25 protein-coding genes are annotated in these 26527 nt (G+C 60.9%); 12 read left to right on the top strand and 13 right to left on the bottom strand.

Annotated features, from left to right (window positions below):
- Positions 1–7: 7 nt before the first annotated feature.
- The 7 genes from KPL81_RS20755 to KPL81_RS12590 all read left to right on the top strand — a co-directional run bounded on the left by KPL81_RS20755 (position 8) and on the right by KPL81_RS12590 (position 7633).
- Complete coding sequence (locus tag KPL81_RS20755) at positions 8–1117, top strand: glycosyltransferase (protein WP_219792484.1); 1110 nt, start codon at positions 8–10, stop codon at positions 1115–1117.
- 19 nt (positions 1118–1136) lie between these two features.
- Positions 1137–2168 carry a glycosyltransferase family 4 protein gene (locus KPL81_RS12615; RefSeq protein WP_219792483.1) on the top strand — a complete coding sequence of 344 codons (1032 nt, stop codon included), beginning with the start codon at positions 1137–1139 and terminating at the stop codon, positions 2166–2168.
- 51 nt (positions 2169–2219) lie between these two features.
- Positions 2220–3650, top strand: a complete 1431-nt coding sequence (locus KPL81_RS12610) for a hypothetical protein (protein WP_219792482.1) — start codon at positions 2220–2222, stop codon at positions 3648–3650.
- Between the two features lie 222 nt (positions 3651–3872).
- On the top strand, positions 3873–4154 hold the full coding sequence (locus KPL81_RS20630) for a hypothetical protein (RefSeq protein WP_338035615.1): 282 nt from the start codon (positions 3873–3875) through the stop codon (positions 4152–4154).
- Positions 4151–4660: a glycosyltransferase gene (locus tag KPL81_RS12600; RefSeq protein WP_219792481.1), complete on the top strand. Its 510-nt coding sequence runs from the start codon at positions 4151–4153 to the stop codon at positions 4658–4660. Before KPL81_RS20630 ends, KPL81_RS12600 begins: the two co-directional genes overlap by 4 nt.
- Before the next feature lie 142 nt (positions 4661–4802).
- Positions 4803–6185, top strand: a complete 1383-nt coding sequence (locus KPL81_RS12595; RefSeq protein ID WP_219792480.1) for an undecaprenyl-phosphate glucose phosphotransferase — start codon at positions 4803–4805, stop codon at positions 6183–6185.
- A gap of 167 nt (positions 6186–6352) precedes the next feature.
- Complete coding sequence (locus tag KPL81_RS12590; protein ID WP_338035614.1) at positions 6353–7633, top strand: O-antigen ligase family protein; 1281 nt, start codon at positions 6353–6355, stop codon at positions 7631–7633.
- Here the strand turns inward: KPL81_RS12590 and KPL81_RS12585 are convergent.
- Genes KPL81_RS12585 through KPL81_RS12575 form a run of 3 tightly spaced genes read right to left on the bottom strand, consistent with a single transcriptional unit; the run spans position 7594 to position 10557 of the window.
- The gene (locus tag KPL81_RS12585) at positions 7594–8709 is read right to left on the bottom strand and encodes a glycosyltransferase (RefSeq protein ID WP_219792479.1); all 1116 of its coding nucleotides are present in this window, start codon (positions 8707–8709) and stop codon (positions 7594–7596) included. The genes KPL81_RS12590 and KPL81_RS12585 overlap by 40 nt on opposite strands.
- A gap of 57 nt (positions 8710–8766) precedes the next feature.
- Positions 8767–9486 carry a lipopolysaccharide kinase InaA family protein gene (locus tag KPL81_RS12580; RefSeq protein WP_219792478.1) on the bottom strand — a complete coding sequence of 240 codons (720 nt, stop codon included), beginning with the start codon at positions 9484–9486 and terminating at the stop codon, positions 8767–8769.
- A 12-nt stretch (positions 9487–9498) separates the two neighbouring features.
- Positions 9499–10557, bottom strand: coding sequence for a glycosyltransferase (locus KPL81_RS12575; RefSeq protein ID WP_219792648.1), 1059 nt, complete (start codon positions 10555–10557; stop codon positions 9499–9501).
- A 416-nt stretch (positions 10558–10973) separates the two neighbouring features.
- Between KPL81_RS12575 and KPL81_RS12570 the strand changes: the two genes are divergently transcribed.
- Positions 10974–11768 carry a glycosyltransferase family 32 protein gene (locus KPL81_RS12570; RefSeq protein WP_338035613.1) on the top strand — a complete coding sequence of 265 codons (795 nt, stop codon included), beginning with the start codon at positions 10974–10976 and terminating at the stop codon, positions 11766–11768.
- Positions 11769–11841: 73 nt separating this feature from the next.
- On the opposite strand, the gene KPL81_RS12565 is transcribed toward KPL81_RS12570, so the two are convergent.
- The 7 genes from KPL81_RS12565 to KPL81_RS20625 form a co-directional block, all read right to left on the bottom strand.
- Positions 11842–13752 carry an autotransporter outer membrane beta-barrel domain-containing protein gene (locus KPL81_RS12565; RefSeq protein ID WP_219792476.1) on the bottom strand — a complete coding sequence of 637 codons (1911 nt, stop codon included), beginning with the start codon at positions 13750–13752 and terminating at the stop codon, positions 11842–11844.
- A gap of 237 nt (positions 13753–13989) precedes the next feature.
- A complete protein-coding gene (locus tag KPL81_RS12560) occupies positions 13990–14514 on the bottom strand; it encodes a DUF1269 domain-containing protein (protein ID WP_219792475.1) in 525 nt (174 codons plus the stop codon).
- Positions 14515–14628: 114 nt separating this feature from the next.
- Positions 14629–15408 (bottom strand): 3'(2'),5'-bisphosphate nucleotidase CysQ, encoded by a 780-nt coding sequence (cysQ, locus tag KPL81_RS12555; protein WP_219792474.1) that lies wholly within the window; start codon positions 15406–15408, stop codon positions 14629–14631.
- Positions 15409–15436: 28 nt separating this feature from the next.
- Positions 15437–16717 (bottom strand): hemolysin family protein, encoded by a 1281-nt coding sequence (locus KPL81_RS12550; RefSeq protein WP_219792473.1) that lies wholly within the window; start codon positions 16715–16717, stop codon positions 15437–15439.
- A gap of 2 nt (positions 16718–16719) precedes the next feature.
- Positions 16720–16851 (bottom strand): hypothetical protein, encoded by a 132-nt coding sequence (locus KPL81_RS20750; protein WP_276314058.1) that lies wholly within the window; start codon positions 16849–16851, stop codon positions 16720–16722.
- A gap of 42 nt (positions 16852–16893) precedes the next feature.
- Complete coding sequence (locus tag KPL81_RS12545) at positions 16894–17904, bottom strand: GSU2403 family nucleotidyltransferase fold protein (protein WP_219792472.1); 1011 nt, start codon at positions 17902–17904, stop codon at positions 16894–16896.
- A gap of 40 nt (positions 17905–17944) precedes the next feature.
- Complete coding sequence (locus KPL81_RS20625; protein WP_276314077.1) at positions 17945–18145, bottom strand: helix-turn-helix domain-containing protein; 201 nt, start codon at positions 18143–18145, stop codon at positions 17945–17947.
- 868 nt (positions 18146–19013) lie between these two features.
- Here KPL81_RS20625 and KPL81_RS12535 point away from each other — a divergent pair.
- Positions 19014–19895, top strand: coding sequence for an NAD(P)-dependent oxidoreductase (locus KPL81_RS12535; protein WP_219792471.1), 882 nt, complete (start codon positions 19014–19016; stop codon positions 19893–19895).
- Between the two features lie 24 nt (positions 19896–19919).
- Here the strand turns inward: KPL81_RS12535 and KPL81_RS12530 are convergent, their stop codons facing one another.
- The 3 genes from KPL81_RS12530 to KPL81_RS12520 form a co-directional block, all read right to left on the bottom strand.
- A complete protein-coding gene (locus KPL81_RS12530) occupies positions 19920–20429 on the bottom strand; it encodes a CAP domain-containing protein (RefSeq protein ID WP_219792470.1) in 510 nt (169 codons plus the stop codon).
- Positions 20430–20506: 77 nt separating this feature from the next.
- Entirely contained in the window at positions 20507–21928 is a 1422-nt protein-coding gene (locus KPL81_RS12525) for an FAD-binding oxidoreductase (RefSeq protein WP_219792469.1), read from the bottom strand.
- The gene (locus KPL81_RS12520) at positions 21929–23230 is read right to left on the bottom strand and encodes an L-fuconate dehydratase (RefSeq protein WP_219792468.1); all 1302 of its coding nucleotides are present in this window, start codon (positions 23228–23230) and stop codon (positions 21929–21931) included.
- 207 nt (positions 23231–23437) lie between these two features.
- Here KPL81_RS12520 and KPL81_RS12515 point away from each other — a divergent pair, with 207 nt between their 5' ends.
- From KPL81_RS12515 to KPL81_RS12505, 3 genes are read left to right on the top strand one after another with little or no spacing between them, the layout of a single operon-like run.
- Complete coding sequence (locus KPL81_RS12515; RefSeq protein WP_219792467.1) at positions 23438–24202, top strand: SDR family NAD(P)-dependent oxidoreductase; 765 nt, start codon at positions 23438–23440, stop codon at positions 24200–24202.
- On the top strand, positions 24199–25224 hold the full coding sequence (pdxA, locus tag KPL81_RS12510) for a 4-hydroxythreonine-4-phosphate dehydrogenase PdxA (protein ID WP_240549226.1): 1026 nt from the start codon (positions 24199–24201) through the stop codon (positions 25222–25224). The genes KPL81_RS12515 and pdxA overlap by 4 nt, the downstream gene beginning before the upstream one ends.
- Positions 25221–26405 carry a four-carbon acid sugar kinase family protein gene (locus KPL81_RS12505; protein ID WP_219792466.1) on the top strand — a complete coding sequence of 395 codons (1185 nt, stop codon included), beginning with the start codon at positions 25221–25223 and terminating at the stop codon, positions 26403–26405. The genes pdxA and KPL81_RS12505 overlap by 4 nt, the downstream gene beginning before the upstream one ends.
- Positions 26406–26527 lie beyond the last annotated feature (122 nt).

Genomic DNA, 26527 nt, shown 5'->3' with positions numbered 1-26527 from the left:
AATGAGGGTGGCATTTTTTTTCGCCTGTTCCGGGGCGCCTGGTGGCGCTGAAAGGAGATTTTCTTATCTATATGAAAGTTTGAGAGAGGAAAGTGACTGTTTTTACCTAATTACCAATCGCGAGCTTGTTGATTTCTATGGTAAAACTTTGCTAAAAGATCCTGAGGATTGCAATATATTTTCTCCTGAAGTTTACGGTAAAGGAATTTTTGGAAAGTGTTTGTTTGTAATTAAGGTTCTTTTTTTTTTAAAAAAGCAAAAAGTTAAGTGGGTGCACTTTTGCATAAATCCAGGGCCATATAGCTTTGTCTTTAGTGTTTTGTCTTTTGTTCTTGGATTCAAGGTTTCAGTTTCTGTTGTCAATTCTACCAGGCGAGAAAAAAGAGATTTTACTAAGAAGGAGTTTTTATTTTGGCGCCTTACCTTTTTGTCATCCAGATTCATTGATGTCTTGTCGCCTAGTATAAAATTTAATTTATTAAATATTTTTGGAAAACATATTTTGCCAAGTAAAATAACCATCTCGCCGTGTACATTTTCGAGGCGTGTTGCAGAGCTAAAAAATAATTATCATTGTGTGCAGGATTCACGAGAAGGCAGAGATGTAGACTGCCTTTTCATGTGTAGGCTGGTCGACGGAAAAGGCGTTGATCTCTTTTTGAAGGCGCTGGACATAATTGAGAGTCAAAAGATAAGGATATTTGCTCACGTTGCCGGGGATGGCTACTTGTACGATGAGTTTGCTAGCAGGGTTTATGAGTACGTGCAGCTGGTGCTTCATGGCTATGTAGATGGTAAGGAGGCAGAGTTTTTGCTGAGAAGAACGAAATTTGCCCTTTCTTTACAATCTTACGAAAATTACCCATCTCAATTTGTGCTGGAAGCAATCGCTTCCGGTTGTGAGGTGATTGCAACTGATGTTGGGGATACTAGGTTGTTGTTGAATGAAAGCAACTCTTATCTTGTTCCTGCTTGCCACGGTGAACTGGCTGAGAGTCTTTTATATGGCCTAAAAGAATATAAAAAAGGTAATTTTTTGCCCTTCGATAGGATGGCTCTGCTGGAAGATCATAGTGTTTTTCGTTTCAAAAAATACTTTCTCGACTTGCTTGCTTGATTAGTTAAGGTCGTTTCATATGGTTATTAATAAGTCTGATTGTCGCTATGATCTTAAGATAATCAATACCGCTCATATTACGAATGCCTTTCCGACTTCTTTAGCGCCTGTGAAAGGTGTATTTATAAAAGAGCAGATAGACTCATTGTATGAGGAGGGGGTTGGTGTCAAGGTACATGTCATTAGTAAGGAAAATGATGGCATCTTGGCCTATCTAAAAGCCTGGTGGTTCATGCTGCTTAATGCCCGCCGATATGATCTGGTGCATTGTCACCACGTGTTGGTCGGCCTGCTGGGAGTGTTCTCGGTGCCACGCAGTAAACTTGTGGTCTCGTTCATGAACGATGGCCGGCATAACCTGAAAGGGCGGTTGGCGCCGTTAGGTTGGCCAGTGTTCTGGTTTCTCACCTGTTACTGTAAGTGGAAGGTCTACAAGTCGCGGCTGCCCAGGCGTTTTGCCGGCCATGGGGCGGTGCTGTTGCCCAATGGGGTGAATGAAACGCTTTTCACCATACAGGATCGGCAGGCTGCCAAGCGGCAGCTTGGGCTCGATCCTTCCAAACGCTATGTGCTGTTCGTGAGTGCCAATACCGTTCGCGCCGAAAAGCGCTTCGATCTCTTCAGCGAGGCGGTAGCCTACGTGCAGCGCCATGATGCCATGGTAGAGCCGTTGATCATGACCCAGGCCGCTCGGGATGAAGTCCCGTTCTATTTCAATGCGGCTAGTGCTCACCTGCTGGCGTCGGACTTCGAAGGCTCGCCCAATTCAGTACGCGAGGCCCTGGCATGTGGTACGCCGGTGGTGGCACGCAACGTGGGCGGGGTGCGGCATATTCTAGACGGCGCTGAGAACTGCCGGGTTGTGGAAGAGGCCACTGGCGCTGCTTTAGGTGAAGCCCTGCGGCAAGTACTGGATAGCGTAGCGCAAGGTGAAGAGTTGCGTGCCAGGTTGCGACAGCACCTGATCGATAAGGGGTTTACTCAGCGCCAGGTGGCGCAACAGTTGGTAGCGCTGTACCAGAAAGCGCTCTCTCGGCACGGTTCGCATTGAAACCACGGTGCGTTACAAGCCGCTTCCAAAGCATAGCAAGGATAGCTAGCCATGGCCTACTCTGGTGTGGGAATGTCTCTTGAGGATCGATTGTTTTCCCTTCTTCCCCAGCCCCTGCTGGGCAGGTTGTTTCTTCCCCTGGGGTTAGCCACCTTCATACTGGCTGCCTGGAATGTTCTTCTGTTGATACCTGCCGTTCCATTGTTATGCGTGGCTTTTCTGTGTGCTGTACGAGAGGGGCGGGCGGGGCAGTTCTTTTTCGTTTTCTTGTTGGCTAACCTGGCAGCGAGTTTGCTCTCGCCTGGTATCGTTGAGCGGGACCACTTGCTGGCGCTGCTAGGTATCGATTTTGCCGTTCTGTTTGGCCTGCTGACACTTCTGGTTACGGCTTGCCGGCTGGAGCCTGTCATCGCTGCAGGGTCTATGAAGATAGTTCTGCCCCTGTTTCTCGGGCTGCTGAGTAGCTATTTCCTATATGGCTGGTTGGCTGGTAATGGCCTGGCGGCTTCCGCCGCCTACCTGCGGCTCTATCTCTTTCCCTTCCTCTTCTTTCTGCTTGGCTTAGTGGTTCGGCCGTACAATGTAACGCCCATCTTGTTCGCCATCTTCGTGGCTTATGGCGCCCTGTTGGCGTTCGAGTATGTTGCGCCTCAATCGTTCTATCAGGTGACGAACATGGCGGATTACTATTCGCTAAAGATGGGCAAGCTATTCACACCCGAGACGTTGGCCGAGCGGAATGTACGTAAGTTCTTTAATTTTGAGCTGTTTCCTGACATTCATGCCTATCGCCCCCTAGGCGCACTGGGGCATCCGATTTCCTCTTCCTACCTGTTTCTCTTCTTCTCGCTATGGTTTTTCTGCCACAGGCGGCGCGTGCTGGCTGCGCTGGCATTGGTGGCCAGCCTGGTTTTTGGGGTGAAGGGAAGCGTGATTGCGTTGGGGCTCATCGTCATCTTCGAAATACTCTACCGGATACGCATGCGGCCTCGACTGTTCTTTGCAGCCATGTTCACGGTCGTGCTGGGTTACCTTCTGTTGGCTTACCTGGTGGGGTTTCGAGTCGGCAACCCGCATATGGTCAAGGTGGCGGGGGCGCTGTTCCACATTCCGGAAAATGTACTGGGCGGTGGCCTGGGTTTTGGCGGAAGCATGTCTCGCTCATTGGTGGAAGGGCCACAGTTCGACGATTCGGTTCTTGCGGTAGGCTTGAGCCAGTTGGGCCTGCTTGGCATTATCTTGGTCTATACGTTCTACTTGGCGCTGATCCGCAGGGTGGCGCTGCCGTTCCTGGAGGAGAGTACGGTTCGGCTGGCGTTCTTCTACTGTATCGCGCTGATGGCTAACTCGGTTTTTCAGGAAGAGGGGTTCTCGCCGTACGCCCTGGGGCTGGCGCTGTTCATGCTGGCTTATGCGGTATCGGCACGATCGCCCGGTGCGCCGATGGCTGGCGTGGTGAGTGACGAAGCCCGGGCCGGTTAGCGCTATGTGAGGAAAGGGCAGCTAGGTTGCAGATTTGTGCGGCGGCCTGGTCGCCTTTGTTGGGGAGTATTCAAGATCAACGTTCTCTTTGCGGCCTCGTTCGGTGGCCACTGGGTTCAGCTGAAGCGGCTGGCTGAACTGGTGGAGGCCGACGAGGCCGAATTCGTTTCTACGGGGGCCGGGCAGAACGGCTTGGCTGACTATTATCTTCGCGACTTTAGCGTGCGCGAGCTACACCGTGGGCTTTGGCAGTTGCCCCAGGCCCTGCGCATCGTACGGCAGAGCCGTGCGGATGCGGTTATCAGCACCGGGGCTGCACCGGGGCTTTTGGTCCTGTTCGCCGGGTGGCTGCTGGGCCGCAAGACGATCTGGGTGGATAGCATTGCCAACAGCCGGCGGCTTTCGCTTTCCGGTCGCGCTGCGTGCCTGTTCGCTACCCAGGTACTCACCCAGTGGCCCGAGCTGGCCACGGGGCGCGTCCGCCACCTCGGGGGCCTGCTATGAAGCTGCTGTTCACCGCCGGCACCCAGTTCGACTTTCCCCGCCTTGGCGAAGTGGTGGAGCAGGTGGCCCTGCAACGGCCGCAGTGGCAGCTAACCTTTCAGGCCGGCCCTGGGGCCAGCCTGGAGGGGCTGGGCGAATGGCCGAATGTACTGGCCCGGCCGCTGTTTCCGAGTGAAGAATTCCAGGCCCTGTTCGAAGCGGCCGATCTGGTCGTCACCCATGCCGGCATGGGTAACATCATCGCCTGCCTGGAGGCAGGCAAGCCGGTTATGATGCTCCCGCGCCGGGCTGAGTTCGGCGAGCATCGCAACGACCACCAAATTGATACCGCCGAAGCTTTCCTACGCATGTACAATGTGCCCGCTTATGAAAGCGTGCCGCAGCTGGTGTCGGCTATCGTCGAGCCCGCTGGCTGGCCGCAGGGTGAAACAGGCGCCGCAGAGCGCATTCACCGTACGCGCAGCGCATTCGCACAGGAGTTCAATGCGTTGCTCCGTAACTTGTAGGGGACCGTGACATGCTGGAAGGAAGATGGGGTGGGGGGCGGCCTGCACTGTCTCGTGGTGGCCATGCTACTGCTTCGACGGTGCCGATTGCTGCGGCTCGTTGTCACATGCAAGACGATGATGGTGGCAAGGAGTCGAGTCGATGAAGCACACGGCAATCAGCTTTGCCGAGCGTTACCCAGCACAACTGATTGTACCGGTCCTCGATTTTCTTGTCGTGCTGGGGGCCGGCATCCTCGCCCACTGGGTTCGCTTCGGGATAACGCCCGACCACGACCGCTATTGGCTGGCCATCGCGGTGATGGGCCTGCTGGTGATCGTGATGAACATGGCTCAGGGCGGGTACTCGCGCTGGCGGATCACCCGTATCACCACGCTGGTGATGCGTTTGCTCTTCGTCTGGTTATTGGTGGCGGTGTTGGTGACGTCGCTGATCTATTTTGCCCATGCCGCTGAGCGTTATTCGCGCCTATGGGTGGGCATGACGCTGCTCTTCTCTTTTATCGTGTGTGCCGGGCTGCGTGTCGTCGCCCAGCTGCTGTTGCGACGAGTACGCCGACGCGGCGGGGCGCGCCGCTCGGTGTTCCTCGTCGGGCCCGGCCAGCAGCTGGTGCGCGTAGCCCAGGGCATGCGAGCCTCACCTGCCGAGGGGTACTCTATTGCCGGCATCGAGCGCATGAGCTGTTCTCCCACCGAGCCGCAACTGGAGCGGTTGGTCAAGCGGGTGGAGGAGTCTGGTGCACGAGAGGTGTGGATCTGCGTGCCCCTGGAGATGGGGGGAGTGGTTCGGTCGATCTTTTTCGCGCTGCGCAACCATACGGCCGAGGTGCGCTTCATTCCCGATTTTCCCGGCATGCAGCTACTCAATCACCGGATGGGTGAGGTGGCGGGGCACTTGGCGGTGGATCTCAGCGTCACCCCTATCGATGGCGTGCCGCGCATCGTCAAACGCCTGGAGGATATCATCCTGGGCACGCTGTTCTCGCTGATTGCCCTGCCGGCGGTAATCGTGATTGCCATTCTGATCAAGGCCACATCACCGGGGCCGGTCGTCTTCAAGCAGTATCGTACGGGGGTAAACGGCAAGCGATTCAAGGTGTACAAGTTTCGCTCGATGAGGGTGCACCAGGAGGCTAACGGCCAGGTAACCCAGGCCACCAAGAGAGATCCGCGGCTGACCCCTATCGGGGCTTTCCTGCGCCGTACCTCGCTGGATGAGCTGCCGCAGTTCTATAACGTGCTGCAGGGGCGCATGTCGATCGTGGGCCCGCGCCCGCACGCGCTGGCGCACAACGAACACTACAAGGAGCTGGTCGAGTCGTACATGCGCCGCCACAAGGTGAAGCCGGGCATCACCGGCTGGGCGCAGGTGAACGGGCTGCGTGGCGAGACCGACACCCTGGACAAGATGCAGCGGCGGGTGGAGTGCGACCTGTGGTACATCGACAACTGGTCGCTGTGGCTGGACCTGAGGATCATTGCGCTGACCATTGCCAAGGGATTCATCAATCCTAATGCTTATTGAGTCGACAGCGTACTGCTCTTCGAATCATGCCGTATCGGCTTCTAGGTTCGCTGAATGCGCAATAACTCATATAAAACGGGCGCTTAACGTTCCATTGGCTTGGCTGGTGTATGGTAGAGTAGTGCTCCCAATTCCAGCCAAGTTACTGATCTGTGAAAGCTCATAGCGTGACGCCCCTCCTGCCCAGCACCGTGGATAACTCCGTCTTTCCCCATACATACACGAGCCTTGCCGTCTTTTTGCTGGGCGCCATTGCCCTGGTGGTGCCCAGTGGCTATTCAGTCGGCGCGGTGCTGCTGCTGCTGGGCAGTGCCTGGCTGTTGGTGGTACGCCCAGCGTTGGGAGTGACGCGCCAGGACTGGCTGGTGATCGCTGCGTTGATGGCCTACTCCGCCGTGGGAATGCTGGAAGCCTGGCTGGATGGGCAGGGCTCGAGCGGCTTCGACAAGCCAATACGTTTCCTGTTTGCCTTACCTGCCATGCTGCTCGTGATGGCATACCCACCGCGCCTGGCGTGGATGTGGGGCGGCATGGCCCTTGGTGCCATCGGCGCGGGTAGCTGGGCAAGCTGGCAGAAGCTGGTTGAGGACGCCGAGCGTGCAGGCGGCATCTATACCCACGTCATCCAGTTCGGCAACCTCAGCATGCTGCTGGCGGTGTTCTGCCTGGCGGGCTTGGGCTGGGCGTGGCAGCAGCGGCAGCGATCCGGCTGGGTGGCTCTGTTGTTGGTCGGCGCCGTGGGGGGCATTCTCGGCTCGATCTTCTCCGGCAGCCGCGGCGGCTGGATCGGCTTCCCGCTGGTGCTATGGGTGCTGTACCGAGGGTACGGTCATTTGCTGCCCAACCGGGTAAAGGTTGCCATTATGATCGTTGTGGTACTGGGTGCCACGGCTGTATACAGCATTCCTCAGACAGGCGTGCAGGCGCGCGTTCATCAGGCTTTCGAGCAGGTGGCTGATTATCGGGCGGGTAGTCAGAAGGGCAGCTCGGTTGGGGATCGCTTCGAGATGTGGAAGGGGGCTGTGATGCTCATCAAGGAGCGACCGCTGACCGGCTGGGGAAGCGACGGCTACCACGCCGCTCTGATCGAGCTGGGGGAAGCGGGTGAGATCCGGCGCGGGGTGACCATGTACGGTCACCCCCATAATGAATACCTGGATGCCTTCGCCAAGCGTGGTGTGATCGGACTTGCCGTACTGCTGATGCTCTATTTGGTGCCGATGCGCTTGTTCATGAAACAGTTCCGTCACCCTTCCCTGGAAGTCCGCTCCGTGGCAATTGCCGGGGCACTACTCAGCGTGACCTATATCGACTTTGGTCTGACCCAGACCTTCATGGAGCACAATAGTGGCGTGATGATGTTCGCGTTCTGGCTCGCTGTGCTATGGGGCCTTCTCTCAAGTTCCACTCAGCGGGAAATGGCGTCTTCTTCGGCTAGCTCAAGGTAGCGAGAAACCACCGTGGCCGGTGCGTACTGCTCGAGAGCTTCGGGATCGATGGTGGGTGGATTGGCCAGCAGGTCGCTTATCGCCCGGCCGAACCCCGCGGTGTCCTCCTTGGGTGTTACCAGGCCTCTCGCCAGTTTGCCCTGCAGTATGTCGCGAGGGCCTGAGAGGCAATCGGTGCTCACCACTGGCGTGCCGCAGGCCAGCGCTTCGATGATGACGTTGGGCAACCCCTCGTAGTCAGAGGCCAGCAGTAATAGGCGGGCACGGTGCATGTAGGGAAAAGGATTGTCGCGGCTTCCCAACAGCATAACCTGCTTATCGATACCAAGTGCAGCGGCGCGCGTCTGCACCTCCTCCACGGCGTTGGCGTCTCCATCGCCTACCATGATCAATGGCATCTCGGTGCCACTCGCCTTGTATCCCTCCAACAGCCTGTCCAGCCGCTTTTGGCGCATGTTGAGCCGCCCGACGAAGAGACAGAAATCGCATTGCTCCAGCTCGGGTTCGGGCAGTGGGGCTATCATCTTTTTCCGTATATGCTCGAGTTCCACCAGGTTGGGTATGACCTCGGCTCTGGCAGGCTGGATGCCGATGCGGTCCAGCGAGCGTACATTCTCCTGGGTCAGGGTAAGGATCTTCTTGTTTCTATACAGCGCCTTCACCTTTTGCTGCTTGATGGCACGCTGCCAGCCCTGCTTGTGCGAGATCAATCTTTGCCAAGGGTCCGAGCGAATACACAGCCAGGCCTTGGATGAAAGCTTGGAGCGTGCCGCGACCTGATGGGCGTGATTGAGATTGGCGACGACCAGGTCGAAGGCCTCCCCTAACCGATCGAGAAACTCATCGAGCTGCCTGGCGTGGAATTCGTAACGACGCAGCTTTTCCCATCGACCCTTGGGGGCGAACGGCACGACATGCACACTGGCTCCTTCTGGAACCGGCAGCGTGACCGGGGCGCGGAGTGCAATGAGCGTGACTCGATGCTCCTGTTCCAGTAGGGCACGCGTTAGTTTGATGACAGAGCGAGGTGCGCCGCCACTGGAGAGCTGGTCGATGATAAATAGGAATTTCGCCATGGCTTGAATTCATGTCCATATATCGATGGCTTAACGGTTTTGCAGTTCCATTCCGCTTCAGCGGCGGTTGATGCCTGGGTGAAGCTCCGCCTGCAATATTTCTCGCGTAGCCGTGAGGTACGCAGCGCCGCGAAGCTTGCTCTCCGTTAGCGAAGCTTCAAGGGCGTTCCATGCTTTGTCACTTTGCTTCGGCAAGCGGCGAACATGGGCGTCAATCCATAATAACCTGCCGGCCTCGGTTATCAGCAGGTTGTTGTAGTGCAGATCTCGATGCACGTAGCCGTATCTGGCGAGCCGGGCCACTTCGGTACAGAAGAGTTTCAGGAAGGAATGGCGATCCGCTTCGCTCATTTCTTCGAACATTTCGCCACCGGGGCGTGCATTACGAATATGTTCCATCAGCAGCAGTGAGGCATAGCGGTTGCTGGGGTTGAGCGAGAGGCCCCAGCCGTGGCAGCGGGGCGTGGCCAGGCCGGCGCGCCTCAGGATTCGCAGGCTGTTGTACTCCTTGCGCGCGTCGCACTGTGCCAGCCAGCGTTTCTCGAGGTAATCGCGCAGCAGCCATTTTAGCGGGGCCTGCGCTTTCCTGAACTTGTCCGGCACGACCTTGGCCAATAGTGTGCCGTCACGCGAAACGAAGAAGCGGCTGCTGCCGATGGCTTCGAATTGCGACGTGGTGGTCGTGCTGTCGAGCGCGAGCTTCTCGGGTAGGCCGTTTGCATGGCAGACCAGGTAGCGACGACGGCGATCGTCGAACGGGATGTTGAGCAGTTTCATGTCATGTCCCGTTTACAGCGCCTCGAACTGAGGGATGACGTTCTCAGTCAAGAACTGCTGGTAATAGCGCTCATCGATCTTGACCGGCGATTGGTCCATTTGGCTGATAGCGTCGGCTAGGCCTTGCTCGTCTTCCTGTCCAACTAGGAAATCGGCCAGTTCACCCGTGAGAATCTCCCTGGGCCCGCTGGGGCAGTCCACACTGATGACCGGGGTATGCAGCAGCAGCGCCTCGATGAGTACGCGGGGCAACCCTTCGGCATCGGAGGTGAGAATTAGTGCCTTGGCCTGCTGGATGAAGGGGTAGGGGTTGGTGCGGTAGCCGAGCATGGTCACTTTGTCCTCGAGTCCAAGATCGGTGATCAACTGCTTGATTTCCCCTTCGGTTCCCCCTTTGCCGAGCAGCACCAGCGGCGTTTCCACACCACTTCGAGCGTAGGCGCGTAGCAGGCGGTCCTGCCGCTTGACGTGGGTAAAGGCGCCGACGTGCAGGAAGTACTCGTCGAAGGGAAGCGAGACTTCTTCCTTGGTCATTTCTAGGAAGGGCTGGCGTTCGTAGGGATTGTAGATGGTCTGGATGTGTGCCGGCCTGATGCCAATGACGTTCAGCAGATTCTGCTCTACCCCACGGGACACGGCGATTATCTTGCGTCCATTGTAGTAGGTGCGCTGCTTGGCAAACTTCTTTTCTCGCTTGGCTGAGTGACGAAACTGGGCGGAGGTATCGCCTTTTACCCAGAAGTAAAGATTGGGATGCTGCATGTGCCGGGTAATTCGATCGCAAGAGCAGGAGAGCACGACATCGGCTTGATAATCGTTGACGGACTTGGCGATCTGCTTCGCTTGCCACTTTTCCACCCAGACGGTATTGAAGGCCTTGGTGAAGTGGTTGACGACGGCCAGGTTGACGATGTCGAGACCTTCGGGAATGCGATGCTCGATGCGTTCGCGTAGCGTGAAGACGCGCACCGTGTGGCCGCGTTGACGCAGCGCGTCAGCGGTATACAGCAGCGATTTTTCCGCGCCGCCGCCATAAAGGTCGGAAATGACAAAGGCGAACCGTTTCAACATCGCATCCGTGCTCCACATTCCGTGTTAATTAGCCATGTAGACAGGCCATGTCGTTTGACCGGCCAGTTTACCCGATACCCACCAACGCGCCTAGGCGGCCGGCCCGGCAACGCATGAGGCGGTAAGCGGGTCCGCCCGATAACCGTTGATTCTGCCTGTGTTTCTCTCGTCCGCGAGCCGTATCGTTATGCTAGAGTCCGCACAGCGCGCAGCGCGTGATCCCTGGTCGTGAGACAGTGAGGGAACTGGGCTGGCGTGGGTTTGTCGTAGGGGGGCCAACGTCTGCCCGCAGCCGTTCCAGGCGATGCCTGGTATGAGCGTGGAGCAGGCAGAGGTGGATCACCATGGAGGGATCATCGCAGTGGGACGCACAGGGCATCGGTAGATGTCGGGCGTGCTCGAACAGAGGATACAAAGTGAAGAATACAGGTATTCTGGCCTTCGCCAGGTTGGTCAAGCTACTGGCCAACATTACCAAGGTGGCGTCGTATGGCTTTCATTATGTATTTCCCCACAAGCGATTCACCATTCCCGAGCGTGCCGCGCCGTGGTGGGGCTCAAAGCGGTCTTCCCAGGTGCCGCGTATCATCTGGCAAACCAACTTCACCGACAAAGCCACGCTGCCGGTCTATCTGAACTATCTCTTCAACCGTTTAATGGCACCGAGCTTCGAGTACCGCTTCATGATTACCGAGGCTCGCTCGGTCTTCATTCGTGAGCATTTCTCGCCGCAGATCTTCGAGGCCTATTCTCGCTTGCAGGTGGGGGCGGCGCAGGCCGACTTCTGGCGAGTGCTGGTGCTGCAGAAGCACGGTGGGGTCTATCTGGATATCGATGCCCATGCGGTGTGGCCGCTGGCGCGAATCGTCAGGCCCGAGCTGGATGAGCTCTACATCACCACCCGCCGTGGTGACATCAGCAACTATTTCATCGCCAGCAAGCCGGCGAACCCCCGCATCGTGCGCATCGGCGAGACCATCCTCGCCAATATCGAGAACGAGAACGAAAAAAACGTCTTCGAGCTGACCGGACCTGGAGTCTTCAACCGGGTGTTACCACGTCATGAGGTGCCCACGGCCTGCTACCGCACCACCTGCAATCAGGGCAATTTCACCAACGAGTACTTCCAGTACATCGACAAGCCTCAAGGCAAGTGGACGCGGCAGCAGCAGAAAGTCGACGTGGTGCGCAAGCGCGAGGTGGTGGAGTAGGGTGGGCCTGGCCAGGGCAGCCTGGTACCGTACAGGCCGCCCGAATAGAGTTGAAGTTTACCGCTCGTGTCGCTTACCAGCGGTAAGCCAGAGTGAGCCTTGCGCCGTGTTCCGTTTCACGGTTCGAGAACGATCCCTCGTACATGCCGCTGATGGCAATGCTGTCACTGCCTGACAGCTCACGCTCCCAGCTCAGGCCGGTGTTGACGTCGGCCGAGTGAACGGTGCGGTTGTCGGGAGCTAACACGAAGCTGCCTCCGGTGGTGTCTGCGCTCAGGGAAGCCCGGGTGCCGCCACCTGACTGAATACGCATGCCCCAGGCCAGGCCGCCGGTCAGCATTACAGTTTCCCGATCCCCGCGGCGCATGACATGGCCGGTGTCCAGCCCCAGGCTGGTGCGCCATACCTGCTGGCGCTGCGAGCCGTACGCCATGGTCAGGTCGGAGTCGCCGCTCTCTTCGAAGGCGCTCTGATGCAGCCAGCTATGCATTACGCGTGCATGTGGGACCAGCTCCCAGTCATCGCCTTGCTGCAGGACGTAGCTGGCCCCCAGCGCCAAGGTTACCTCTTCGCCGCGGTTGCTGCCTTCCACTACCTCGGTTTGTAGCCCGGCAATCTCGCGGCGGTGTTCGTTGTCGCTGAAGCCGGCGAGCAGCGTGGCATCGAGAATTAAGTCGCCATACCGAACTGCCGCATAGGCGCCGCTCGTTACGCTTTCGATTTCGGTGCGTGCGTGAGCGGCATCGTCACCCGCTACCCGGCCTTGGCCGACGCCAAGGAAGAGCCCACCGAGCCAACCCTGCGCGAAGCGATGGTCCAGGCCGACCATGGCGCCATGGGTTCGGTAGTCGTAATCGGTGCTGCTGCCGCGAGTGACGAATCCCTCAGCCCAACTGCTGGCTTGTCCAACTTGTGAAGTGCCCTGGTGTGAGAGCTGCGATGCCATGCCGAGCAGACCCTCGAAGGAATCGTGATCGCCATACTGCAATATGCTGGCTTGCCTGTCGTTACCGGGCGCCATGCCCAGTGAAGCGCCACTTGCCATTTGTTGGTTGGCGGTGTGGCCGGCATAGGTGGCAGGTGCCACCAAGCCGCGGCTCATCTGCCCACCCAGGCCGGTGCTGGCGTAGCGCTTGCCCACGGTATTGAGCATCGCGCGGCCGGCATTCAGCGTGGCATCCCGCATGCCATTGCGCGAGACATTCGAACTCATGCTTTCCACGAATTGGGATCGTTGCGTTTCGTTCATGGCAGAAAGCGCTGTCAATGCTCGCAGTAGCGGGCTGTTGGGGGTGCGCAGACCAAGTTCCATGACTACGCGGTCCAGGTAGGCGCCAGCCGGTTGGCTTTGGCTTCCTGCCACCGGGGTTTCGAAAAGCTGTGCGCCTAGCTGGTCTACGACAAGGACGAAATCCGGGCCGTAGACGAAGAAGGACAGAGGGAAACCTATTGCGGTGCCGGGGCTATAGCTGCTGATGATCACGGTATAGCGGGTACCGCTGTCGAGTGACAATTTTACAGCGGGACAAAGTCCGGCGCTTGAGGCACATGAAACGATGGTGATGCCAGCGGCTGCCAGATCGCCCGACAGATCGGAACCGTCGACTTGTCCCCTCCAATCATCATTGCCCGTTACCCACCCATTGCCGGGCTGGCTGGCATTGAACGCGCCTTTGTAGATCATCATGACGGAATCCAGCGGGGCAGAGGTCTGGCCCAGCAGATATTCGCCCCCGCTGCCTACGATCAGCTCCTGGCCGACGTAATTGAACGTGTTGGGGCCCGATGCGATAGGGGTCCCGATCATGTTCATAGTGCTCATCGTTGACCAGTTGATGGACATGGTGCCGACGTTGGTGTGGTCGTCGGTAATCGTGAATTCAGTCAGGCTATTACCGTGGGCTGAGCTGATCAGCGCTGTACTCGCCAAGCCGCAGGCAACGGCAAGGCGCGTTTTGTGAAGGGACAGAGTGGGATATTTCATGGCGTCGGCAGCGTCTTCAGTTATAAGTGGCGGACACAGCCACTAGTTCACGTGATATCGGCACGCGAACGATCTAACTTTAATTTGTGGGTGCAAAAGTTTGCTGATGGCAGCAACGATGAAGGGGGGCGGTGAATCGCCCACCTCAGGATAGAGGTGGGCAAGCGCAAGGCGGGGAAGAAAGCGGGTTTCCATTGGCGAGGGCAGCCGGAACTGGCCGATCCTCATCCGGGTGAGTCAATGCCCCTCACCCGCATGCTGCTTGCGCTCTTGCGCGGTCACTTTTTCGATCACCACTTCGGGGTGGTAGCGCTTGATCACGTTCCGGTAGTCGCCTTCTCGTTCGTCCGGTACGTCGATGATCAGCAGCATGGCGCCACGCTTGATCGCCTTGTCGTACTTGTCGACCTTGATGTCCTTCACCGAGACGCCAACCATCGTGCTCGCCCATACCCCGAACAGTGCCCCGAAGAGCGTCATGCCGAGGGCCATCCAGACGATGTTCGTGTCGACCAGCACGTAGTGCGCGACCAAGCCTAGCACCAAGCCGAGTAGTGCCCCGACGACGGCCCCGCGCTTCGAGGCGTTGATGACATCGGAAGTCTGAATCAGCGTGGCGACGGGTACCCCCTCCTTTTCCAGAGGCTGCCAATCCTTGCCCATGACGTGCAGGTGGTCCTTGGTCAGCCCCATCGCGTTCAGTTCATTGACGATGTCGGTAGTGGTCTCCCTGTCGGGGATCAGAAAGTACAGGCGCTGCATCGCGTCCTCCCTGGCCCTGAGGCCTTGTGACATTCGCTTTGCCTCTTCCTGCACTGGTAGGTGTAGCAGCCATGCGACTTGCTTGGCCAACCGAGACCGGGTGCGGCCTCTATGTCAGGGCTGGTGCCCCCACACCACGAAATGAGGGTTGAGGTGGCGCTCGGGCGTGGCGTAGCTGAGCGCCTCGCCGCTCAGGGTTTCCACGCGGCCACCGGCCTGTTCGACCACCGCCTGGGCGGCGCCGGTGTCCCATAGGCAGGTGGGGCCGAGGCGGGGATAGACGTCGGCCCGGCCCTCCGCTATCAGGCAGAACTTCAGCGAGCTGCCCATCGGCACCAGATCATGTTCCCCTAAGGTATCCAGCCAGGCCGCCAGGTCGGGGCTGGCATGCGAGCGGCTGCCCATCACGCGCCATCTGGCATCCGCGGCAGGCCTGCCGGCGGCACGGATCGGCGTGCGCTTGCCGTTCGCGTCGATCTTGAACGCACCAACGCCCTGCGCCGCCAGGTAGGTGAGCTTCAGCGCCGGCGCCACCACCACGCCCAGCACCGGCTTGCCATGCTCGATCAGCGCTATGTTGACGGTGAACTCGTCGTTGCGCTTGATGAACTCCTTGGTGCCGTCCAAGGGGTCGACCAGCCAATAGCGCCCCTTGTCATCGGGCCCCGGGAAGCCCGCGATGTCCTCTTCCGAGAGGATCGGAATCGCCCCAGACAAGGCCTTCAGTGCCTCGACGATCACTTCGTGGGCAGCCTTGTCGGCTTCGGTGAGGGGGCTGTCGTCCTCTTTCACTTCGACCGAGAACTCGCGGGCGTAGACCCGCATGATGGCCTCGCCGGCTTGTTGGGCGATGCGCTCCACGGCGTCGAGCAGTACAGCGAGACTGGCGGGCATTCGAGGTTCCTTCTAGTTTAATTCACTATCAGCTCGGTGAAGTGCTGTGCTGCACCAGCAGCTTATCGATCCGGCGGCCGTCCATGTCGACTACCTCGATGCGCCATTCACCGACCGTCACGTGCTGGCCGACCTGGGGCAGCTCCGCGATCTTGTGCAGTACGAGCCCGGCCACGGTCTCGTACTCGGGATGCGCCTCCAGCTCGAGGCCGATGCGCTCGGCGAATTCGTCGACCGGCATCCACCCCGCCACCAGCAGAGAGCCGTCGCTGCGCTCGATCAGTTTTGGCTCGTCTGTCTCGGCATCGTCGAAGCTGCCGGTGATGGCGTCGAGAATGTCCATCGGGGTGATGATGCCCTCGAAATTGCCGTACTCATCGTAGACCAGCAGCATGTGCTCGGGTGAAGTCTTGAGCCGCTCGATCACCTGCATGGCCGGCAGGGCGTCGTGGATCACCGTCGTGCTCCGCACGAGCGCGGCGGGGTCGAACGTCGGCCCCGTGGCCTGCAGCAGGTCGCGGCTGTGCAGCAGGCCGAGGATGTTGTCCTGCCCTTGGCCGCGCAGCGGCAGGCGTGAACGACCCGACTCGCGGAAACGGGCGAGCACCTTGGCACGGCTCTCGCCGACTTCGGCCATCTCGACCTCGTGGCGCGGCGTCATCAGGCCGCGGGCGGTGCGGTCGGCGATGCGCATGACGCCGGTGAGCATTTCGGTCTCGCCCTGTTCGATGACACCGGCGCCCGCCGCCTCGGCGATCAGCATGCGGATCTCCTCGTCGCTGACGGCACTCTCCCGCTTGCCCGACTGACCCAGCAGGGCGAGCAGGAGGCGGCCCGAGCGATCGAGCATCCAGACTAGGGGCGCCGAGGCCAGGGAGAGCAATCGCATGGTCGGTGCCACGCGGGAGGCGACGGTTTCGGGATCGGCCAGGGCGATCTGCTTGGGCACCAGTTCACCGACGATCAGCGAAAGATAGGTGATGACGACCACGACGCCGCCGATCCCGAGGGGCTCGGCAAACTGCGTCGGTATACCCAGGGCGGGAAGGGCATTGGCGAGCCTCAGGCCCAGCGTGGCGCCGGAGAAGGCTCCGGAAAGCACACCGACCAGGGTGATACCGATCTGCACCGTGGAGAGGAAGCGACCGGGGTGCTCGATCAGGGCGAGGGCCACGGCGGCCCCGCGCGAGCCTCGCTCGGCTCTCGCCTTGAGACGCAGCGGACGGGACGAGACGATGGCCAGCTCCGACATGGCGAGCAGACCGTTGAGCAGAATCAGGGCGACGACGATCAGGATCTCGAAGAGCATGGTTATCCGCAGGGGTTGGAGGACCGGTTGCCGCTCGCTCCATTATCGCTGAGCGCCAGTGCCCACTCCAGCAGCGCAGGCTGGCGAGGCAGCAGGCCGAGCCTCAGCCCCAGTGGCCGAAATACCCGGTTCATGACCGCCATCGATCAGGTCGGCATACGATCCGTCAACATTTCCTACACGTCGAATTCGTCGATCTGGCTGCTGGCCCGCTGCCTGACGAGGTGGGGAAAGGCTCTTTCGACGGCTCGGGTGGTAGACAGTTCTCGCAGCTCATCGCGAAGCAGAGTGGCGACCAGGCGTGCCTGTGCCTCGTCGCGATAACGTTTTACCGGTTCCCGGTCGGGCTGCTGGCTGACATGCCACTTGTGCAACACGAAGGCGCGCGGATCAACGGTAGGCAATCGCAGCGGCATGCCTCGCTCATCGAAGACTGTTGCCTCGAAGCGCGGTGAGGCTATGGCCCATTTCAGTGAGTCGATGCCTACCGGCTTCAAATCACCGCGCTCCAGATGAAGCTCGAAGTCACTCACCGTCATGGGGTCGACGGCCTGGGTGATGAGATCGATCATGTAACCTTTAGCATTGGCGGCTCGAAACTCGAAGGGAGTATCGGTGAGCGGCTGGAAGGAGCGATCGCTGGATTGGATGACGGATAGCAGGGTTTCACCTTCGAGTGCCGTGACGATTCTCAAGCCTTGCCGGGCATCCATGAGCACATCGATGTCGGCGGTCGCCAGGTGCTCAGGTTCTATCAGTACGCCGGCACGGGCTTCATAGGCGTAAAGAGCATTGGTTCCGATCACGCGGAAAGGGACTGCTTTGCGCTGCAGTGCTCGTATCGCCCTGGCACCGGCTATGGGAAATCGGTTCAGCCGATTGGCTCGGATATAGGCGGAGTGCACCTGGAGCTGTTCCTTAAGCGACTGCTCCCGCAATGTGTACTCCGCTTTGCGAGCGTCGAAGGCTTTCTTAATGGCTTCAGTATCGGAAGAGCGAGGGCCCAGCGAGTGGTTCTTGCCGCCCGTGTAGGCACGGTAGAGGTACTCTCGCCCTTGGATACGCTTCCAGTGCATCGAGCCCTTGACCTGGCGTGCCTGGGCACGATGGTGCTCGAGTGCTTCGAAGAGTTGCATCGCATTGACTGCTACCCGGGACTGTTCAGATTGAAACTGTTGATAGGCCATGGCGAGGTACCGGTGAAGAATTTAACTAATTCTACATCATTTACGAGAAAGAATTAGTTAAAGCCAGTACCTTCTCCAGCAGCGCGGGCTGTCGAGGCAGCAGGCCGACCTTCAGCCCCAGTGGCCGAAATGCCCGGTTCATGACCGCAAGCGAAACGTTGCCCTTGCCTTGCTCCAGGTCCAACAGGGTGCGCCGGCTGACACCGACCAGGTCTGCATAGGCTTGTTGCGAAAGCCCCAGCGTATCGCGGCGCAGTGCCTAGTCTTTGTCGATATCACCCATGACCAGCGCCTGAGCGACGTCCAGCAGCGCCTGTTCACGCTCTTCTGGCGACAGCGTGCGCTTCTTCATATCAGCTTCCCGTTCAAGTCAGCCCCCAGCGTGCCAGTCGCGTTTCCAGCGAGCCCAGGCCGACAGCGGGCATGTCGCATATGCGTTCCGGCACACTAGGCACTGCAAGTGGATGTGCTGGTGCTGCTGCTGAAGTCGATTGGGAAAGAACAAGAGCGATCAGCACCGTTTCGCCCGGAGAATCGCTTGAGGAATAAACGCACCAAAACGGTTATGGAAGCGTTTTCTATGCCCTTTTGGGGTGCAACGACAAAAATTGTGACATACAGCGACGTATCCTTGGGGCTTGCGGGCAAAGTTTCGCCACCCTAATGAAATGTCGATAAAGCTGGGGCATGATGTTTCTGGATGTCACACAGGAGAAACTTCATGTCTGTACAATCGAACGCGGATCTTGCGTGTGAAGTGCTGAACCACTGGGCCTCCCAAGCATTGGCCCACCAAGCGGCTCGCGATGCTCTGGCGGCTTATATCCGCTAATAGGCACGCGCTGCCAAGGACCAGGGAGGGTCCTGTCTCGTTTCCCTCCTGGTTGTCATTTTCCGTCTGTCCCGCTTCTGACTAGCTTCCAGCGTCATCCTTTTTCCCCTCCCGCCGATCTTGTCCGGCCCACTCGGCAGGCACGGCTTGAGCGAACCCGCCGCTTGAGCGAGGCTGGGTTCAGGTGCTTTCACCCCGCAGCAGCATGAATCCGATGTCGTGCTGTCGCACATTGTTCATCGACACGGCGGCATCGCTCCGTCGATAGGGAGGGCTCATGAGCAGGCAGTACCGTATCGGCATGGTGGGTGTGGGGATGATGGGCCATGGCATTGCCGCGAGTCTGCTGCGTGCCGGTCACCGGCTGTGTTTTCTCGATCATCCCGGCAACCAGCCGGTCGATGACCTGCTGGCGGCGGGGGCCGAGCGCCGTTCGAGCGCCCGCGAGGTCGCCGTCGATGCCGAGGTGGTGATTCTTTGCGTCACCGGTACTCCTCAGGTGGAGAGCGTGCTGTTCGATACCGGCGGTGTGCTTGAGGGTCTCCCGGCTGGTGCGGTGGTCGTCGATTGCTCGACGGCCATACCGCGCTCCACCGAAAACATAGCCACGCGCCTTGCCCAGGCCGGCGTCCGCTTCATGGATGCCGCCATGACGCGCACCCCCAAGGAGGCTGCGGAAGGGCGTCTCAACCTGATCGTCGGTGCCTCCGACGAACTTTTCTGTGAGCTGCAGCCGCTGCTCGCGTGCTTTTCCGAGAACATCACCCACGGCGGGCCGGTGGGCTCGGGGCACAAGCTCAAGCTGCTGCACAACTTTGTGTCGCTGGGGTTTACCGCCGTGCTCGCCGAGGCCGCTGCGGCATCGCGGCGCGCCAACATCGACGATGCCGTGTTCCTCGAGGTGCTGGGCAACGGCGGTGGCGCCGGGGTTGTGCTCGAGCGCCTGCGCCCCTTCATTGCCGCCGGGGACCCTTCTGGCTTTCGTTTCAGCCTGGCCAACTCGCTCAAGGACGTTGGCTATTACCAGGCCATGGCCGAGGACCTGGGTGCGGCTCGTGGCGTCGCCGAGGGCATACACGGCCTCTATCGTGACATAATCGCACGCGGTTATGGCGACCGGTTGGCACCCGAGCTGGTGTCGCTGCTGGGCGAGACCTGACGGCGCTGGAGCGGCAGCGCTCGGCTATCGCGGCCTTGCGAATACTTGTGTCCAATAGGGCGAGTAGCGCGAGCCTTCGGCCGCGACCGAGGCGGCTCCCATTTCGGTGAACTCGTCGCTCATGATGTTGGCGCAGTGCCCCGGGCTGTCGAGCCAGCCCTGCATGACGGCTTCGACTTCGGCCTGGCCGGCGGCGATGTTTTCCCCTACGGCCATCCATGTGTAGCCGGTTTCGCTGACGCGTGAGGCGACGCCTTCGTCGTCCGCGCCGGTATGGCTGAAGAATTCCTTTTCGGCCATGGCCGTCGAATGGGCCTTGGCCGCCTCGGCCAGGCGGCAGTTCCATTCCAGCGGCTCGGCGGCGGCATGCTCCTCATTGCCGCACTGGCGTGCTTCGCTGCGCGCCTGGTTAACCCTTTCGAGCATGGCCTGCTGCTCCTCGCTTGGTTCGCATTCGGCGAGTGCCTGCGTGGCGGTGATGCCAAGGCAGGACGACAGCAGGGCGGGGGCTATGAAGGCAGCGTGGCGTTTCATCGACTTTGCTCTGGCCGTGGATTTCCTTTTGCACTGTAGTCGTGGCGCCTGGCGGATGCAGCTCTCAGTTGCAGCCCTCAGTCCCGCGGCGGCAGGATGCGCCCCGGGTTCATCAGCCCCTCGGGATCGAACAGGGCCTTGATGCCTTCGGCCAGTTCGCGTTCCACCGGCGACAGCCGCTCCAGGTAGGCGGATTGCTTGGTCCGGCCGATGCCGTGTTCGGCACTGATGCTGCCGTCATGCCCGTCGACCACCTCGAACAGGTGGGTTTCGAGTTCGTGCAGGTGGTGGCGCTTGTCCGCTTCCGGCATTGTCGGTGGCGGCAGGATGTTGAAGTGCAGGTTGCCGTCGCCGACATGGCCATAGGCGATGATCTCGCACTCGGGAGAGGCTTCCATCACCATGTGGCTGGCTGCGTCGACGAAAACGGGTATCGCCGAGATGGGTATCGAGATGTCGGTGCGCAGGTGCTCGCCGCGGCGACGCTGACCTTCCAGCATGCTCTCGCGAAACTGCCATAGATGTGCCGACTGGCCTTCGCTCGACGCCAAGGCTCCGTCGAGCACCAGTTCGCGGGCCATGCCCTGTTCCAGCAGGTGCTCGAGCATGGCGCCAAGGTCCAGGGGCCCGCTGGCGGTGACTTCCATCAGCACATACCAGGGGTACGGTTCTTCCAGCGGGTCGCTGAGCGATGAGGTAGCTTCCATGGCGAGTTCGATGCAGCGGCGCGGGATCAGCTCGAAGGCGCTGAGCAGGTCACAGCAGTCACGCCGCGCAAGGCCGTAGAGTTCGATCACCGCCTCCAGTGAGGGCAGGCCGAGCAGCGCCGTGCGGGCCTGGGTAGCGCGTGGGGAGAGCTTGAGCACGGCGCCGGTGACGATCCCGAGCGTGCCTTCGCTGCCGAGGAACAACTGCTTGAGGGGGTAGCCGCGGTTGTCCTTGTGCAGCTCGGTCATGCCGTTCCATAGGCGCCCATCCGGCAGCACCACCTCGAGCCCCAGCACCAACTGGCGCATCATGCCGTAGCGCAGCACGTTGAGCCCGCCGGCATTGGTGGCGATGTTGCCGCCGATCTGGCAGCTGCCCTGGGCGCCTAGCGCGAGCGGAAATTCGCATTCGTGCTCGGCCGCGGCCTGCTTGACGTTCTCCAGGATGCAGCCGGCATCCACGGTCATGGTGAAGTTGATCGGGTCGATGGCGCGAATACGGTTCATGCGCTCCAGGCTGATGACGAGCTCGTTGCCCTCGGCGGCGGGCAGGGCGCCTGCGACCAGCCCGCTGTGGCCGCCCTGGGGCACCATGGCAACGCCATGTTCACGGCACAGGCGAACCGTATCGACGACCTCCTCGGTGGAGGCGGGGCGAGCCACCGCCAGGGGCATGCCGAGCCGGTCGCCGGCCCAGTCGGCCACGTAGCGGGTCATGTCGTCGGGCTCGCGCAGCAGGCCGCGCTCGCCCAGGCGCATGGAGAGTGCGTCGAGAAAGCCGTCACGTTTCATTCAGCGCTCCTCCTGCCAGGCGGCCCCGTCGGGAAAGCGGTGCCGGGCCAGCGACGCTTCGTGCATGGTGATACTGTAGCCCGGCGCCTCGGGCACCCGATAGCGCCCGCGCTCGACGACTACGGGGTCGACGAAATGCTCGTGCAGGTGATCGACGTATTCCAGCACGCGTCCCTCCAGGCTGCCCGACACGGCGATGTAGTCGAATAGCGAGATGTGCTGGACATACTCGCACAGGCCGACACCGCCGGCATGGGGGCAGACCGGCACGTCGAACTTGGCGGCCATCAGCGCCACCAGGATCACCTCGTTGAGCCCGCCCAGGCGCGCGGCATCGAGCTGGCAGTAGTCGAGTGCGTCGGCCTGGAAGAACTGCTTGAACATCACCTTGTTGTGGCAGTGCTCGCCGGTGGCCACGCCGATGGGGGCGACGCGGTGGCGGATCTCGGCGTGGCCGAGGACGTCGTCGGGGCTGGTGGGCTCCTCGATCCATAGCGGATCGAATTCGGCCAGGCGGCGCATCTTGGCGACCGTCTCGTCGACTTCCCAGACCTGGTTGGCATCCATCATCAGTACGTTGTCCCAGCCAATCTCCTCGCGCAGCAGGGCGGCACGGCGAATGTCCTCCTCCAAGTCGCCGCCGATCTTCTGCTTGAAGTGTGTCCAGCCCTCGGCGAGCGCCTCGCGGGCCAGGCGGCGCACCTTGTCGTCGGGGTAGCCGAGCCAGCCGGCCGAGGTGGTATAGGCGGGAAAGCCGTCGCGGCGCATCTCGGCTTCGCGCTCTGCCTTGCCTGCCTGCTGACGGCGCAGCAGCGCTATGGCCTCCTCGGGGGTGAGGGCATCGGTAACGAAGCGGAAGTCCAGGCAGCGCACCAGCTGCTCGGGCGTCATGTCGACCAGCAGCTTCCACACGGGCTTGCCCTCGCGCTTGGCCCACAGGTCCCATACCGCGTTGACCAGCGCCGCGGTGGCCAGGTGGATGGCGCCCTTGTCGGGGCCGATCCAACGCAGCTGGCTGTCACCGGTCATTTCGCGCCAGAACGCGCCCATGTCGGCGGTGATCGAGGCCAGCGTGCGGCCCTCGACGAGATGAGCCAGGGCGTTGACGGCCGCCACTACGATCTCGTTGCCGCGGCCGATGGTGAAGGTGAGGCCGTGCCCCTTCGCACTGTCATCGTCGACTTGCAGGATGACGTAGGTGGCCGAGTAGTCCGGCGCGGCGTTCATGGCGTCCGAACCGTCGAGGTTACGCGAGGTGGGAAAGCGGATGTCGTGGACCTGGACCTGCGTGATGGTGGTCATGCTGCCTCCTTGCCGGGACTCGTCTATGCTGTTGTTGGTGTCGACTTGTATGACAGGTATGCCAAGTCAATGTCACTCTAGCGCAAGGTGCCAAGCCGGGTCGACAGGCGAGCGCATCTGCCGAAGGCAAGTCACGACAAGCTATCAAATCATCACCAGCAACCAAGCCATCACAAGCAATCAAACCAACAAGGGAGAGATTCAGTCATGCTCGATGAGTGGAAAGGCAAGCGCGTGCTGATTACCGGCGCCAGCCGTGGCATCGGCGCGGCCGTGGCGCGCCAGCTGGGTGCACTGGGGGCCAGTGTTGCCGTGCACTACCATGCAAGTGCCGACAAGGCCGAGGCGGTGGCGGCAGACATCCGTAACGCAGGCGGCCAGGCGGTGGTCGTCAAGGGGGACGTGAGCCGCTCCGCGGAGGCCCGGCGTGTCGTCGACGAAGCCGCAGAGCAACTGGGCGGACTGGACCTGCTGATCAACAACGCCGGCGACATGCTGGGGCGCGTCACCCTGGGCGAGATCGACGATGCCCACTACGACCGCGTGATGGATCTCAACGCCCGTTCGGTGGTGATGGTGTCCCAGGCGGCGCTGCCGCACTTCCAGCGTGTCGGTAGGGGCAACATCATTCATACCTCGTCGATCGCGGCGCGCAACGGTGGCGGGCCGGGCGCGGGGCTCTACGCTTCGGCCAAGGGCTTCGTCAGCACGCTGACTCGCAACATGGCCAAGGAGCTGATGGACGACAAGATCCGCGTCAATGCCGTGGCGCCGGGAGTCATTCTCACTGATTTCCACGAACGCCACTCCACCGAGGAGCAGCTGGCCGCGGTATCCGCTTCCATACCCATGGGGCGTACCGGTGCCGCCGACGAGTGCGTGGGGGCTTATGTGTTCCTGGGCACCGATCGCATGAGCGGCTACGTGACCGGGCAGATTCTCGAGGTCAACGGAGGGCAATTAATGCCATGAGGGAGACGTCAACGTCGCAAGCCGCGGCACGCCGCGAGTTTGATCTCGCCATTACCATGGGCGACCCCGCAGGCATCGGGCCGGAAATCATCTGTCAGGCCGTGGCGGGCATGTCGACCGCCGAGCGAGACGGGGTGCTGCTGGTCGGCGACCTCGCGATCTATCGCCGTGCCGCTGGCCTGATCGATGCGGCGCCAGACTTCGTTCCGCTGGAGCAGGCCGTACCCGGTGATGGCCGCGTGGCGGTGGCCGAGGTGAGCGTGGCAGAGAGGCAATCGATAGCCGATGGCCGTATCGGCGCCGCTGCCGGCGACCTGGCCTTTCGCTGCGTCGAGCGCGCGGTGGCGCTGGTGCAGGCGGGACAAGCGAAGGTGATTGTCACCGCGCCGTTGAACAAGGCGGCGCTGCACGAGGCGGGGCACTACTACGATGGCCACACTGGCATGCTGGCGGCGCTTACGGGGGCGCCGTCCTCGTTCATGCTGCTGGCCTCGGAGCGGCTCTCGACGCTGCACGTGTCCACTCACGTGTCGCTGCGCGAGGCGATCGAGCGGGTCACGCCGGAGCGCATTGCCGCTACTGTGGAGGTGGGCCACGAGCATCTGGTGGCCATGGGCATCGCATCGCCGCGCATCGTCGTGGCCGGCCTCAACCCCCATTGCGGCGAGGGAGGCATTTTCGGTGACGAGGACGATCGGATCATCGCGCCGGCCGTGCGTGCGCTGCGCGAGCGGGGTTTCGACGTGCATGGTCCGATCTCGGCCGACACGGTGTTCTACCGTGCCTCTCGCGGCGAGTTCGACCTGGTGGTGGCGCAGTATCACGATCAGGGCCACATCCCGGTGAAGCTGATCGCCTTCGATACCACGGTCAACGTCAGCCTGGGACTGCCGATCCGGCGTACTTCGGTGGATCACGGTACGGCCTTCGACATTGCCTGGCAGGGCAAGGCGGATGCCACCAACCTGGGCGCGGCCATCGCCTATGCGCGTCGCCTGGCAAAGCAGGGCGCTGTCGCGTGATCGCAGGCTCTGACATTGCCATCGTTGCCGACGACCTCACCGGGGCGCTCGACACCGCCGCGCCGTTCGCCGAGCGCGGCATGACCGCGCGGGTGGCGGTGACGCTGGAGGGACTTGGGGCCGCTCTGTCGGCGAGCGGAGGGCCGTCACGGGTGATGGCAGTCAATACCGGGTCGCGGCATCTCGGTCGTGACGCTGCCGCCCGACGGGTCGAGGAGGCCGCCGAGCGGCTGCTCGAGCTGCGCCCACGGCTGCTGATCAAGAAGGTGGATTCCACGCTGCGTGGGCAGGTGGTAGCGGAATCTCTTGCCCTGCGTCGCCTCACCGGCCGGCGCTTGCTGGTGTGCCCGGCGGTACCGAGCCAGGGCCGCTGCGTGCAGGGGGGCGAAGTGTGGGTCGAGGGAGAGCCGCTTTCTGCGACCGCCTACGCCCGGGATGCCTTGTCGCCACCGTTGACAGGGCCGCTGGACCGCGGCTTTGCCGTGGATGGCGTTTCGCTGGTGCGTCACGTTGTCGAGGCGGGTCGGCCTCTAACGGTGACGGATTGCGTCGTCGATGCCACGAACGACGCAACATTGATGCTCCTTGCCGAGCAGCTTCTCGAAGCGCCTGGCGAGTGGCTGCCGGTCTGTGCGGCAGGCCTGACTCAGGCATTGGCTCGGAGCATGGCGCTGACCCGGTACACGGCGACAGCGTCGCGGACGTTCGCGCTGCCCGAGCCGGTACGTACGTTGTTCGCGGTGGGTTCGCGGTCACCTCGTAGCTGCCGCCAGCTCGAAATGTTGCGCGCGGCGTTCCCCGAGGTTCCCTGCCGGCCTGCCTTCGGCCCGGTAAGCGACGCTGATGACCGCGGCGAGTGCATCATCGTTCCGGGAGTGCTCGCGGATCGGGCGGCGAATGCCGAGGCGGTCGCGGCGGGCATGGCGAATGCTGTCGCCGCGGCGGGCGGGAAAGAGCGGGGCGTCCTGCTGTTCCTCTGCGGAGGCGATATCGCCTTGGCCGTGCTGGAGCGACTCGGCGGCGAGTACATCGAGCTTGCAGGAGAGTGGTGCCCGGGTGTGCCGCTGGGCCACGTCAACGGCGATGCCGGTCGGCCGGTCATGACCAAGGCGGGGGGCTTCGGTCCTGAGGATCTGCTCGTCACGTTGCTTGCCGGCATTAGACATTCGTCGAAAGCCTGACCTCTCGGTTGCAGCACGCGAAGCGAGGAACTAGGTTTCCTTATGATGGTATGACACGTATACAACAATCCATCCGCCGTAGGCGGCAACCGCCGTTGAAGGCACCGCTCACGAGGGAGAAC

This window comes from Billgrantia antri, assembly GCF_019430905.1.
Lineage (GTDB): Bacteria > Pseudomonadota > Gammaproteobacteria > Pseudomonadales > Halomonadaceae > Halomonas > Halomonas antri.
This window is presented reverse-complemented; position numbering and strand designations above follow the sequence as displayed.